Consider the following 13,151-nt stretch of genomic DNA (forward strand, 5'->3'; position numbering starts at 1 on the left):
CACCCGAGCGAATGTATCGTTCAGTCGATTGAAGGAGACGAACGATACATTCGCTCGGGTGCGGGTGGTGGGCAGCAGAACGTCGGGACGCCAGAAAGGACCGCACGCATGCCTGTTCCGCCGCGCGTCGTCGCCACTGCAGACGCCGTCGAACTCCTGCGCCGCCTCGTCGACCGGCACGGGCCGCTGATGATGCACCAGTCCGGCGGGTGCTGCGACGGGTCGGCGCCGATGTGTTACCCGGACGGCGAGTTCGTCGTCGGCGACCGCGACGTGCTGCTCGGTCTGCTCGACCTGCGGCTTGCGGTGGGGGAGACCGCCCCCACGCTTCCCGGCGACCGGGACGCGGTGCCGGTGTGGATCTCCGGTTCCCAGTTCGACGCGTGGAAGCACACCCGGCTCGTGCTCGACGTCGTACCCGGTCGCGGCTCGGGGTTCAGTCTGGAGGCGCCCGAGGGGTTGCGGTTCCTCAGCCGCGGCGTCGTGTTCACCGACGACGAGAACGCGGCACTCGCCTCCGCCACACTCATTTCCGGGGCGCCCCTGCTCGGCAGGGACTGGGCGGCCGGTGCCCGCCCGGAACCGGCGACCGAGCCGACCGTGGTCGCCGAGGCCGCCGACGCGTGCCCCGTCCCACCCACGCGCGGCGCCACCTCGTAACTCTTCCGTGACCTTGCGCTGACGCAGCATGTACACATCGCCCGTACCGTGAGATCGCGCGGTGTTCTCGGCGTGCCCGGTCGACCCGGCGGGCTCCCGTCGACGAGAAGAGGAACCATGGCTCCACCCGATCCGATCGCAGCCGGTGCCGAGGCAGCCCTCCACCACGACGGCGTCGACGCCCACCTCGAAAGCAGCGAGTACCTCGAGAAGCGCAGCCTCCGAAAGGGTTCCGCGGGCTGGGTGCTGCTCGCCGGTCTCGGCGTGAGCTACGTGATCTCCGGCGACTACGCCGGCTGGAACAACGGCCTGGCCGAAGGCGGGTTCGGCGGCCTGCTCGTCGCCTCGATCGTCATCGCCGGCATGTACTTCGCCATGGTGCTCGGCATGGCCGAACTGTCCTCGGCGCTGCCCGCCGCCGGCGGCGGATACACCTTCGCCCGGCGGGCGCTCGGTCCGTGGGGCGGGTTCGCCACCGGCACAGCGATTCTCATCGAATACGCGATCGCTCCTGCCGCCATCGCCACGTTCATCGGCGCCTACGTCGAATCACTGGACCTGTTCGGCATCACCGACGGCTGGTGGGTGTACCTCGCGGTCTACGCGATATTCATCGGCATCCACCTCACCGGCGCCGGTGAGGCGCTCAAGGCGATGTTCGTGATCACCGCCATCGCCCTCGTCGGGCTCGTGGTGTTCGCCGTGTCCGCGGCCGGGCTCTTCGACAGCGCCAACCTGACCGATATCCCCGTCGACGAGAGCGCGGCCGGGGCATCGGCGTTCCTGCCGTTCGGACTGATCGGCGTGTGGGCGGCCGTGCCGTTCGCGATCTGGTTCTTCCTCGCGGTCGAAGGGGTCCCGCTCGCGGCCGAGGAGGCCACGGAACCGGAGAAGAACGTCCCCAAGGGGATCATCGTGTCGATGGTAGTCCTGTTGGTCACCGGTGCGACGGTGCTGTTCCTCGCGACCGGCGCCCTCGGCTCCGAGGAGCTGTCCACGTCCGGGAATCCGCTCGTCGAGGCGCTCGGCGACACCGGCGCGGCCAAGGTCGTCAACTACATCGGTCTCGCCGGGCTGATCGCGAGCTTCTTCTCGATCATGTACGCGTATTCGCGTCAGACGTTCGCGCTCTCGCGGGCGGGCTACCTCCCGACGAGCCTGTCGGTGACCAACAGGCGCAAGGCGCCGATGCTCGCGCTGATCGTCCCCGGCGTCATCGGCTTCGCGCTGTCGTTGACCGGCGAAGGTGCGATGCTGTTGAACATGGCAGTGTTCGGGGCCGCTCTGAGCTATGTGCTGATGATGGTGAGCCACATCGTGCTGCGCGTCCGCGAACCCGGCATGCCGCGTCCGTACCGCACGCCCGGCGGCGTGGTCACGACATCCTTCGCCCTGGTCGTCGCCGCGATCGCGGTCGTCGCGACCTTCCTGGTCGACCCGATCGCCGCACTGTGGACCCTCGGCGCCTTCGCCGCGTTCATGGCGTACTTCGGGCTCTACAGCCGGCACCGGCTCGTCGCGAACTCCCCGGACGAGGAATTCGCCGCCCTCGCTGCCGCGGAGGCCGAACTGAAGTGACGATCTACACCCGGCAGCTCGCCGGCACGACCTACCGTTTCGACGGCCTCGTCGACCTGCTCGCCAAGGCCACCCCGCTGCGGTCCGGCGACGAATTGGCTGGGTGCGCAGCCGAATCCGACGCCGAACGCGGCGCGGCGCAGTGGGCGCTCGCCGAGGTCCCGCTCGACCGGTTCCTCACCGAGACGGTGGTGCCGTACGAGTCGGACGAGGTCACCCGGCTGATCCTCGACCGGCACGACCGTGACGCGTTCCGGCCGATCGCGCACCTGACCGTCGGAGGCCTGCGCGACCGGTTGCTCACCGACGCCACGGCCCCCGACGCGGCCGACACGTTCGCCGCCCTGGCGCCGGGCTTGACACCCGAAATGGTCTCTGCCGTCAGCAAACTCATGAGCAATCAGGATCTCGTCGCGGTGGCCCGCGCGGTCACCGTCACGACCGGGTTCCGCACGACCGTCGGCCTGCCGGGCCGCCTCGCGACCCGCCTGCAGCCCAACCATCCGACCGACGACCCGCGCGGCATCGCCGCCGCGACCCTGGACGGGCTGCTCATGGGTTGCGGCGACGCCGTCGTCGGTGTCAATCCGGCGTCCGATTCCCCGCAGGCCACCGCGGATCTGCTGCATCTGCTCGACGAGATGCGGCAGCGTTTCGCGATTCCGATGCAGTCGTGTGTGCTCTCGCACGTCACCACCACCGTCGGGTTGATCGAGGCCGGTGCCCCGGTCGATCTGGTGTTCCAGTCGATCGCCGGCACCGAGGGAGCGAACACCGGTTTCGGGGTGAACCTGTCGATGCTGCGGGAGGCGCACGACGCGGCACGTTCGCTCGGGCGCGGCACCGTCGGCGACAACGCCATGTACTTCGAGACCGGTCAGGGCTCGGCGTTGTCCGCCGGTGCGCACCTCGGTACCGGCGGCCGCCCGGTCGATCAGCAGACCCTCGAGGCCCGCGCCTACGCGGTCGCGCGAGAGTTCGATCCGCTGCTGGTCAACACGGTCGTCGGGTTCATCGGGCCGGAATATCTCTACAACGGAAAACAGATCGTGCGGGCCGGCCTCGAGGACCACTTCTGCGGCAAGCTGCTGGGCCTGCCGATGGGCGTCGACGTCTGCTACACGAACCACGCCGAGGCCGACCAGGACGACATGGACACGCTGCTCACGCTGCTCGGCGTCGCCGGCGTCTCGTTCGTGATCACGGTGCCCGGCGCCGACGACGTGATGCTCGGCTACCAGTCCCTGTCCTTCCACGACGCCCTGTACGTGCGGCGGGCCCTCGGGTTGCGGCCTGCCCCGGAATTCGAGCACTGGCTGCGCGGACTGGGCATGGCCGACGACGACGGGAGGATCCTGCCGGTCGACCCGGCCGCCTCCCCGCTGCGTGCACTCACCGGTGGTGCCGCATGACGGCGGACTTCTGGGGACCGCTGCGCGCGGTCACGCAGGCGCGCATCGGACTCGGGCGGGCGGGCGACGGTGTCCCGACCGCGCGGATGCTCGAGTTCCGGGCCGCGCACGCCGCTGCCCGCGATGCCGTGCACCAGCCGCTCGACGTGGAAACCCTTGCCGCGCAGATCGACCGGGTGGGGATCGGCACTCCGGTGGTGGTGCGCAGCCGGGTCCGTGACCGTGGCGAATACCTGCGGCGGCCCGATCTGGGCCGGATCCCCGACGACCTCGGCGACGTTCCCGCGACCGGCGCGGACATCGGCATCGTGCTCGCCGACGGACTGTCGCCGCGTGCGCTGGCCGAGCACGGTGCGGCGCTCGTCGCCGCGATCGTCGCCGCCCTGCCGCGGCACCTGACGGTGGCGCCCCCGGTGATCGCGACGTCGGCGCGGGTCGCGCTCGGCGACCACATCGGTGCGGCCCTCGGTGTCCGCACCGTGCTGGTGGTGATCGGGGAGCGGCCGGGGCTGTCCGTGGCCGACAGTCTCGGGGTGTATCTCACCCACGATCCGAAGCCCGGCCGGACGGACGCCGAACGCAACTGCGTGTCCAACATCCATCCGCCCGGCGGGCTCGGCTACGACAGTGCCGCCCGGGTCGTCGCCGGTCTGGTCGACGGCGCGCGACGGCTGGGCCGGTCCGGTGTCGAGCTCAAGGACACCTCGCGTGCCGTCGGACCGGGGGAGACCGTCGCCGGATCAGTTGCCGGTGAGTAGCCGCTCGAGGTCGTCGAGAACCCGCATGGCACCGGTGGGTCCGAGGCCCAGGAACCACGTCTCGTCGCTGACGGCCACGGCCTTGCCGTTCTTCACGGCTTCCAGGTTCGCCCACAGCGGGCCGCCGACGACCTCGGCCTGTGCGTCCTGCGCGCCGTAGTTGGAGTAGAAGACCCAGTCGCCGTCGGCTTCGGTGATCGTCTCCGGGCTGATCTCCGCGGCGAGTTCGTCGATGTTCTGGATCTCGGGGCGGCGCAGGCCCACGTCCTGCAGGATCACGCCGATGAACGACTTGTTCGCGTAGAGCCGGATCTTGCCGGACATGAAACGCACCAGCGAGATGCTCGGATCACCGGAGATCGCGGCGCGCACCTCGTCGGCACGGGTCTGGTACGCGTTGAGCTGCGCTTCCGCGGTGTCCTCCTCGCCGAGCGCGTCCGCGACGAGCAGGAAGTCCTCCTTCCACGGGAAGCCGGGGCGGATCGCCAGCACGGTCGGGGCGATCGTCGACAGCTGCGGGTACAGCTTGTCCACGCGCAACTTGCTGCCGAGGATCAGGTCCGGCTTCAGCGCGGTGATGGCCTCGAGGTCGAGGTTGTTGATCGTGCCGACGTCGGCGACGCCGTCGAGCTTGTCGGCGAGGTAGGAGGGCTGCCCGGCGGCGCCTTCGGGGCTGGCAAGGCCGACGGGCGTGACGCCCAGCGACAGCACGGCGTCGAGTTCGCCGCTGTCGAGGACGACGACGCGCTCCGGCTTCGCGGGGATCTCGACTTCGCCGAGGGCGTGGGTGACGGTGCGGGGGAACCGGCCCGGGGCGGCGTCGCTGCCGAGCTTCGCGGTCTCCTCGTCGGCTGTGGAGAACAGTTGGCCGCCGGTGGCCACGTCGGTGTTGCCGGCGGCCGAGCCGCTGCTGCCGGGGTCGGTGCCGCCGCACGCGGTGAGAGCGAAGGTGAGCAGGAGGGAGGCGGCGACGAACCGGCCGCGGGTGGAGCGAATACGCATGGATGCGGAGCCTATCCTAACTCCATCGTCCCGGGGCGGGCCGTGAACGCCGAGGTCGGGTTCTGTGCACCCGCACCCCGTGGGCGAGAATCGAGGCACCGTCCGACCGGGCGGGACGGACCCGCCCGCGGGCCGGGCGATGAGGAGTGGGATATGGCGTTCGCAGGAAATGTCGACGAGCTGGCGCTGCTGCAGACGGTGTCGTTGAAGAAGGCTGTCACCGCGGAGGTGATCGCCGCTCACCTGGGGGTGGGGGTGAGCGCGGGACAGGCCGCCTACGACGCGCTGATCGAGCAGGGCAAGGCCACCGAGGAGGGCGGGGCGATCTCGCTGACCGACAAGGGCCGCTCGGAGCTGTCGGATCAGCTCGACGCCGAGCGTGTGTCCATCGACGAGGACTCGATCGCCGAGCTGTTCGAGCAGTTCGAGGCGCTCGACGAGGAGCTCGCCGGCATCCTGGCGGATGTGGAGGCGGACGGCTTCGTCGACGCCCTCGTTGCGCTGGATCGCAAGGCGCAGAACGTTTTCGACGACGTGTCGGCGTTCGTGCCGCGCCTGTCCCGGTACCAGGATCTGTTCGCCGAGGCGCTCGGCAAGGTCAAGGGCGGCGCCCTGACGTGGGCGACCGCCGGCAACATCGATTCCTACGCCACGGTGTGGAACGAGATGCGGGCGGAGCTGGCGGGCGCGGCGGGCCGCTGACTCCTGCCGTCGCCACACGCGTTATCTTTCGTTAAGCGAACTATGTGACCCGTCTCACACCCACCCCCCTTTCGGGGGTAGTGGGGTAGTGAGGCGGGTCACTACTTTTTCCTCCAGTCGCAGCGGACGCCGCCGCGGCCCGGACGGAAAACCAACGGAGGACAACCGTGACCACTGTGTCGACACCGGGGAACGAACCCTCGGTCGCGCCCGGGGGCCGGCGCCCAGTCGCCCCGCCCGCATCCAGCAAGCGCGGCCCCGGCATCCGGCGAGTCGCGATCGCCAGTTGCATCGGCACCACCATCGAGTTCTACGACTTCTTCATCTACGGCACCGCCGCCGCCCTCGTGTTCCCGACGGTGTTCTTCCCCGCCCTCGGAGCCACGGCCGGCACCGTCGCCGCCTTCGCGACGTTCGCCGTCGCGTTCATCGCCCGGCCCGTCGGCGCGATGCTGTTCGGACACTTCGGCGACCGCATCGGCCGCAAGAAGACCCTCGTGTCCACCCTGCTGCTGATGGGTCTCTCGACCCTGCTCATCGGTCTGCTGCCCGGCGCCGAGACCATCGGCGTGGCCGCCCCGATCATCCTGGTGCTCCTGCGATTCGCCCAGGGTTTCGCCGTCGGCGGCGAATGGGCGGGCGCGACCCTGCTCACCGCCGAATACGCCCCGCCCGGCAAACGCGGCCTGTACGCGATGTTCCCCCAGCTCGGGCCCGCGATCGCCTTCGCCCTGTCGAGCGGCACGTTCCTGTTCACCGGCCTCGCGCTCGGCGACACCAACGACGCCTTCCTCACCTACGGCTGGCGAATTCCGTTCCTGTTCAGCATCGTTCTCGTCGCCATCGGCCTCTACATGCGGCTCGCCATCGAGGAGACCCCGGTCTTCCGTGCCGAGGCGGCAGCCCGCGCAGCTGCGGGTGACGGAACTGCGGCCACCGAGAAGCGCACCCTGCCGTTCCTCGACGCGCTGCGCTACCAGACCAAGGAGATCCTGCTCTCGGCCGGCGCGCTGGCGATCATGTTCGCCTTCTTCTACATGGGCACCGCCTACCTGACCAGCTACGCGACGAAGACCCTCGGATTCTCGCGACCGTTCGTGCTCGTCGTCGGCATCGCCGCCTCGCTCGTGTTCGGCCTCTCGATCGTGCTCTCCGCGCTGTACTCCGACCGGGTCGGACGCCGCCGCGTCATCATGATCTCCTGCGGCTTCTCCGTCGTGTGGGCGCTGGCGCTGTTCCCGCTGCTCGACACCGGTTCGCCCGCCGCGTTCATCGTCGGCATGGTCGTCACCCTGGCGATCTTCGGCATCGCCTACGGCCCCTGCGGCGCGCTCCTGCCGGAGATGTTCCACACCCGGTACCGCTACACCGGTGCGGGCCTCGGCTACAACCTCGCCGGTGTCCTCGGCGGCGCCATCCCGCCGATGCTCGCCGCACCGCTGGCCGCGTCCTACGGCGGCATCGCGATCGGCGTGATGCTCGCTGTCCTCGGCGTCCTGAGTCTGGTTTGCACCAGGGCGCTCGTCGAGACCCGCGATCGCGCTCTGTAGATCGCGCAGGCGCCCTCCCCATCACCCCCGGGGAGGGCGCCGTTCTCGGCTGTCGTGACGGCAGCAGCTGTCCAGAATTCGAAACATCGGTGGCCCGGAAAGAGTAAGGATGGTGGACGAGTACCACCTACCCGGGCTGCGCACACCCCAGGAGAAATCGATGACCGGCATCGCCACACCCGAACTCCCCAGCTACGCCTCGGGCGCGTGGGAGGTACCGCTGCTCGGTGACACGATCGGCGACAACTTCGACCGAACCGTCGCCCGGCACGGAGACCGGGACGCCCTCGTCGACCGTCCCACCGGCCGACGCTGGACGTACACCGAGCTCGCCGCCGAAGTCGACGCGCTCGCGCTGGGCCTGCTGCACGCGGGCATCGGCAAGGGCGATCGGGTCGGCATCTGGGCGCCGAACTGTGCCGAATGGGTGCTCGTGCAGTACGCCACCGCCAAGATCGGGGCGATCCTCGTCAACATCAACCCCGCCTACCGGTCGCACGAACTGCAGTACGTGCTTACCCAGGCCGGGATCCGGATGCTGGTCGCCGCGCCGAGTTTCAAGACCTCCGACTACGCCGCGATGATCGCCGAGGTGCGCGGCGACTGCCCGGATCTCGAGCAGGTCGTGCTGCTCGGACTCCCCGAATGGAACGACCTCGTCGAGACCGGCCGGAACGCACTGTCCACGGACCGCACCCGGCTCGCCGCCGCGCAGGCGGACCTGTCCCCGGACGACCCGATCAACATCCAATACACCTCGGGAACAACGGGTTTCCCCAAGGGAGCCACCCTCAGCCACCACAACATCCTCAACAACGGCTTCTTCGTCGGGGAACTGTGCCACTACACCGAGCAGGACAAGGTGTGCATCCCGGTGCCGTTCTATCACTGCTTCGGGATGGTCATGGGCAACCTGGCCTGCACGAGCCACGGTGCCACCATGGTGATTCCGGGTCCGTCGTTCGAACCGGCGCAGACGCTCGCGGCCGTCGCCGAGGAACGCTGCACCTCGCTCTACGGCGTCCCCACGATGTTCATCGCCGAACTCGCCGACCCCGGCTTCGAGGGCTACGACCTGTCGAGCCTGCGTACCGGCATCATGGCGGGCTCGCCGTGCCCCGTCGAGGTGATGAAGCAGGTCATCGATCGCATGGGCATGACCGAGGTGTCCATCTGCTACGGCATGACCGAGACGTCGCCGGTGTCGTTGCAGACCCGCAGCGACGACAGCATCGTCCAGCGGACCGCGACGGTCGGCCGCGTCGGACCGCACCTCGAGGTCAAGGTCGTCGATCCGTCGACCGGTCTGACCGTGCCGCGCGGCGAACCCGGGGAACTGTGCACGCGCGGATACTCCGTGATGCTCGGCTACTGGAACCAGCCGGACAAGACCGCCGAAGCCATCGATGCCGCGCGGTGGATGCACACCGGCGACATCGGTGTCATGGACGCCGACGGCTACGTCTCGGTCACCGGCCGCATCAAGGACATGGTGATCCGCGGCGGCGAGAACATCTACCCGCGCGAGATCGAGGAGTTCCTCTACACCCACCCGGACATCCTCGACGCCCAGGTCGTCGGCGTCCCCGACGAGAAGTACGGCGAGGAACTGATGGTGTGGATCAAGATGCGTGAGGGCGCCGAACCGCTCGACGCCGACTCGCTCCGCGAGTACTGCACCGGCAAGCTCGCGCACTACAAGATCCCCCGCTACGTCCACGTCGTCGACGAGTTCCCGATGACGGTCACCGGGAAGATCCGCAAGGTCGAGATGCGGGAACTGTCGGTGGACCTCATCGGCCGATAGTGCGGCTCGCCGCCGTGTGCCGTTGTGGCGGCTCGCCGCCGTGTGCCGTTGTGGCGGCTCCGACCGCCACAACGGCACACCGCTCACGCGAGCATCCGGTGCCGCAGGCTGTCGTAGATCGGAGCCGAGCCGGCGAGCTGGGCGACGAGAACCGCCGCAGCGGATGCCGCGGCCATCGGAACGGTGATCGCGGAGACGGCGGTCATCTCGATCACGAGCACGATGCCGGTGAAGGGTGCGCGTACCGTCGCGGCGAAGAACGCCGACATGCCGACGATCGCCATCGACACGCCGAGACCCGGATCATGAATGGGCAGAACGAGATCGGCGACGTCGGCGAAGATCGACCCCCACAGGGCGCCGACGGCGAGCAGAGGGGCGAACAGGCCACCGGGTGTCCCCGCCGCATAGGACAGCGGTCCGGCGACGAATCGCATGAGCAGCAACCCCAGAGCGCCGGGCAACAGCACGCCTTCGCCGCCCACGATGCGTTGGGAGAGGGTGTCGCCGCCACCGGCGGCGAGCGGATCGAGCACGAGCAGCAGTCCGACGATCGCCCCGATCACCGCGGCGACCACGACCGGAGGTACTCGGTGCACCGCGGAGGTGGCCGCGAGGAATCCGAGTATCAGCTTGTTGTACAGCACGCCGAGAACGCCTGTGGCGGCGCCGAACACGGCGAACAGCGGCAGCAGGACCGGTGACGCGGACTCGATCGCGCCCACCGCGAAGTCGGGGCGGTCGCTGGTGATGAACCGGGAACAGGTCACGGCAGCGGCGACCGCGAACAGGGTCGGTATCACGATGCGCGTGCGGAATATTCCGGTCGCCTCCTCGAACACGAACAGGGCCCCACCGATCGGCGCGTTGAACGCGACGGCGAGCCCCGCACCCGCCACCGCGCATTCGGTGATGCGGACATCGGTTTCGGGAAGTCCTGCGCGGCGCCCGGTTTCGGTTCCGATAGCCGCACCCATGTGCACGGTCGGGCCTTCGCGACCGAGGACGAGACCCGATCCGATAGCGAGCAGCCCACCGGCGAACTTCGCGGGGACCAACCGGAGGGGCGCGGGATCGGCCTCCCCCCGGTACACCGCCTCGACGTGCTGGATTCCGCTGCCCGACGCCAACGGCACGATCCGGACGATCATTGCCGCCGCCGCGGCCCCGACCGCTGCGACGGCGACCGGGACGAGCCAGCCCGGACCGGGGGCGCGGCCGGCCCACTCCAGCAGCTCGAAACGCCACCGATCGGCGATCCCGAGGCACCAGCGGAACGCCCCGCCCACGAAACCGATCGCGATGCCCGCCACGAGGGCGGCCGCGCTCACGGCAAGCAGTCCCCGAGCGCCGGCGCCCATGATCGGGACGCTAGCACCGGGACCCGGGTGGTCGTGCCGGGTTCGGCGAGCCGGACGAAACGCGTACTCTCCGACCACCGGGCAATCGATGTGATCCATGACACACTGAGTCGGGGGGTGACCGGTCGGTTGTCGATCCGAGGAGATGAACGATGAAGACCAAGGCGGCAGTGCTGCTCGAAACTGGACGACCCTTCGAAATCATGGAACTCGACCTCGACGGGCCCGGCCCGGGCGAAGTCCTCATCAAATACACCGCAGCGGGTCTGTGCCATTCCGATCTGCACCTGACCGACGGCGACCTGCCGCCGCGTTTCCCGATCGTCGGTGGCCACGAAGGCTCCGGCATCATCGAGGAAGTCGGGCCGGGCGTCACGAAGGTCAAGCCCGGCGACCACGTCGTGTGCAGCTTCATCCCGAACTGCGGCACCTGCCGCTACTGTTCCACCGGCCGGCAGAACCTGTGCGACATGGGCGCCACGATCCTCGAAGGCTCCATGCCCGACGGAACCTTCCGGTTCCACTCCGGTGGTAAGGACTTCGGTGCCATGTGCATGCTCGGCACCTTCTCCGAACGCGCCACCATCTCGCAGCACTCGGTCGTCAAGGTCGACGACTGGCTGCCGCTCGAAACCGCGGTGCTCGTCGGGTGCGGGGTTCCGTCCGGGTGGGGCACCGCCGTGTACGCCGGGGATGTGCGACCCGGCGACATCGTCGTCATCTACGGAATCGGCGGACTCGGCGTCAACGCCGTGCAGGGTTCGGTGCAAGCAGGCGCGAAGTACATCGTCGTCGTCGACCCGGTGGACTTCAAACGGGACACGGCCCTGAAGTTCGGGGCGACTCACGCGTACGCGACGGCCGAGGAGGCCGCGGAGAAGGTCAGAGAGCTGAGCTGGGGGCAGGGCGCCGACGCCGCGCTGATCCTCGTCGGGACCGTCGACGAGGAAGTCGTCTCGGCGGCCACGTCGGTCGTCGGCAAGGGCGGCACCGTGGTCATCACCGGCCTGGCCGATCCGGCGAAGCTGACGGTGCACGTGTCCGGGGCGGAACTGACCCTGTTCCAGAAGACCATCAAGGGATCACTGTTCGGCTCGGCCAATCCGCAGTACGACATCGTGCGCTTGCTGCGGCTGTACGACGCCGGGCAATTGAAACTCGACGAGCTCATCACCACGAGGTATACGCTCGAAGAGGTCAATCAGGGTTATCAGGACTTGCGGGACGGAAAGAACATCCGGGGCGTCATCATCCACGCGTGAGCGTCGGTGCGGGAACGATTTGCACGAATTTTCCCAGCTGTTCCGGTCGTGTCGCTATCTTCATGATCATCGGTGACATACCGTCCGTATGGCTCATGTAGGACGGAAAGGAGCTCGCAATGATTGGCAACATCATCGGGACGATCATCTTCGGTGCGGTCATCGGGGTGCTCGCCCGCTTGGTGATCCCGGGCAAGCAGGCGATGGGCTGGGTGATCACCGTCGTGCTCGGCGTCGCGGGCGCCCTGATCGGCTACTGGGTGTGGGAGGGTCTGCTCGACAAGGGCAACACCAGCGGTATCGACTGGATCCGCTGGTTCATCTCCATCGCCGCAGCCGCCGTGCTGACGCTCGGCTACACCTCGCTGACGAGAAACAAGTAGCGCTTCGGCGCACGCGCCGACCGGATTCGCGCCACAACCGAATTCCACGGTCGCCGTACCGCTCCGATCGAGGAGCGGTACGGCGACCGTGCGTGCAGAGCCGGCATGAGGGACATCGGCGCTCGTCCACGGTGGTCACGCGGTCTCCGGGGATGGCTCGGCCCGCCGGACGGACAGGGCGACGAGCAGCGCCCAGAACGCCATCGCCAGCAGAATCCACACCAGAATCAGGGTTTTCCACGCCGGGTGTGCGCCGGTCGGGTCGAACCCGGCGGATTCCGTACCGTACAGGTTCGTGAATCCCCAGATCACTGCGGTCGATACACCTGCGGAGGCGAGGACGGCTCCTACGGGCAGCATCCATCGAACTCCTCGTTCGTGCGCGCGCCACGCGTAGTGCCAGGCGGTGAACTGCGAGGCGATCATCGGTGCTGCCACAGCGACGGCTGCCGCCGCAGCAACCGCGGGCCAGGGCCAGCTGCTGCTGGGTATCTGCCAGTCCCGCCCGACCCACAGCAGGATCCCGATCGCGGCGATCCCCAGGACCCCTGTCGGGGACGGTCGAAAAGTAGGCCGGTGGCGACGGTCGAAAATCCGGCCACATGGTGATGGCTATTGTGCCGCGTTCTCGGCCCGGGCGGACGGTAACGTGTCGACTCCGCTGTCCTTGAGTCGG

At 68.8% G+C, this 13,151-nt stretch carries 12 protein-coding genes; 9 read left to right on the plus strand and 3 right to left on the minus strand.

Features of this window, described 5'->3' with window-relative positions:
• The first annotated feature begins 108 nt into the window (after positions 1 to 108).
• The 4 genes from M1M07_RS30360 (at position 109) to eutC (ending at position 4,408) form a co-directional block, all read left to right on the plus strand.
• Positions 109 to 660 (plus strand): DUF779 domain-containing protein, encoded by a 552-nt coding sequence (locus M1M07_RS30360; protein ID WP_197257317.1) that lies wholly within the window; start codon positions 109 to 111, stop codon positions 658 to 660.
• Between the two features lie 117 nt (positions 661 to 777).
• Complete coding sequence (gene eat, locus M1M07_RS30365; RefSeq protein ID WP_248676537.1) at positions 778 to 2,238, plus strand: ethanolamine permease; 1,461 nt, start codon at positions 778 to 780, stop codon at positions 2,236 to 2,238.
• Complete coding sequence (locus M1M07_RS30370; RefSeq protein ID WP_248676538.1) at positions 2,235 to 3,650, plus strand: ethanolamine ammonia-lyase subunit EutB; 1,416 nt, start codon at positions 2,235 to 2,237, stop codon at positions 3,648 to 3,650. Before eat ends, M1M07_RS30370 begins: the two co-directional genes overlap by 4 nt.
• The gene (gene eutC, locus M1M07_RS30375) at positions 3,647 to 4,408 is read left to right on the plus strand and encodes an ethanolamine ammonia-lyase subunit EutC (RefSeq protein WP_197257319.1); all 762 of its coding nucleotides are present in this window, start codon (positions 3,647 to 3,649) and stop codon (positions 4,406 to 4,408) included. Before M1M07_RS30370 ends, eutC begins: the two co-directional genes overlap by 4 nt.
• On the opposite strand, the gene M1M07_RS30380 is transcribed toward eutC, so the two are convergent.
• Positions 4,391 to 5,410 (minus strand): ABC transporter substrate-binding protein, encoded by a 1,020-nt coding sequence (locus tag M1M07_RS30380; protein WP_197257321.1) that lies wholly within the window; start codon positions 5,408 to 5,410, stop codon positions 4,391 to 4,393. The genes eutC and M1M07_RS30380 overlap by 18 nt on opposite strands.
• A 153-nt stretch (positions 5,411 to 5,563) precedes the next feature.
• Between M1M07_RS30380 and M1M07_RS30385 the strand changes: the two genes are divergently transcribed.
• From M1M07_RS30385 to M1M07_RS30395, 3 genes are all read left to right on the plus strand, one after another.
• Positions 5,564 to 6,112: a hypothetical protein gene (locus M1M07_RS30385; protein ID WP_248676539.1), complete on the plus strand. Its 549-nt coding sequence runs from the start codon at positions 5,564 to 5,566 to the stop codon at positions 6,110 to 6,112.
• Between the two features lie 263 nt (positions 6,113 to 6,375).
• Positions 6,376 to 7,662, plus strand: a complete 1,287-nt coding sequence (locus M1M07_RS30390) for an MFS transporter (protein ID WP_248676543.1) — start codon at positions 6,376 to 6,378, stop codon at positions 7,660 to 7,662.
• Between the two features lie 160 nt (positions 7,663 to 7,822).
• Positions 7,823 to 9,469 (plus strand): AMP-binding protein, encoded by a 1,647-nt coding sequence (locus M1M07_RS30395; protein WP_248676540.1) that lies wholly within the window; start codon positions 7,823 to 7,825, stop codon positions 9,467 to 9,469.
• Positions 9,470 to 9,552: 83 nt separating this feature from the next.
• Here M1M07_RS30395 and M1M07_RS30400 read toward each other — a convergent pair whose 3' ends face one another.
• Positions 9,553 to 10,830 carry a chloride channel protein gene (locus tag M1M07_RS30400; protein WP_248676541.1) on the minus strand — a complete coding sequence of 426 codons (1,278 nt, stop codon included), beginning with the start codon at positions 10,828 to 10,830 and terminating at the stop codon, positions 9,553 to 9,555.
• A gap of 152 nt (positions 10,831 to 10,982) precedes the next feature.
• Between M1M07_RS30400 and M1M07_RS30405 the strand changes: the two genes are divergently transcribed.
• Together M1M07_RS30405 and M1M07_RS30410 are read left to right on the plus strand one after the other, a co-directional pair.
• Complete coding sequence (locus tag M1M07_RS30405; RefSeq protein ID WP_197256295.1) at positions 10,983 to 12,092, plus strand: NDMA-dependent alcohol dehydrogenase; 1,110 nt, start codon at positions 10,983 to 10,985, stop codon at positions 12,090 to 12,092.
• 119 nt (positions 12,093 to 12,211) lie between these two features.
• Complete coding sequence (locus M1M07_RS30410; RefSeq protein WP_197256297.1) at positions 12,212 to 12,475, plus strand: GlsB/YeaQ/YmgE family stress response membrane protein; 264 nt, start codon at positions 12,212 to 12,214, stop codon at positions 12,473 to 12,475.
• 135 nt (positions 12,476 to 12,610) lie between these two features.
• On the opposite strand, the gene M1M07_RS30415 is transcribed toward M1M07_RS30410, so the two are convergent.
• The gene (locus M1M07_RS30415; RefSeq protein WP_248676542.1) at positions 12,611 to 12,835 is read right to left on the minus strand and encodes a hypothetical protein; all 225 of its coding nucleotides are present in this window, start codon (positions 12,833 to 12,835) and stop codon (positions 12,611 to 12,613) included.
• Between the last annotated feature and the right edge of the window lie 316 nt (positions 12,836 to 13,151).

The organism is Rhodococcus sp. HM1, from assembly GCF_023218075.1.
GTDB lineage: Bacteria > Actinomycetota > Actinomycetes > Mycobacteriales > Mycobacteriaceae > Rhodococcus.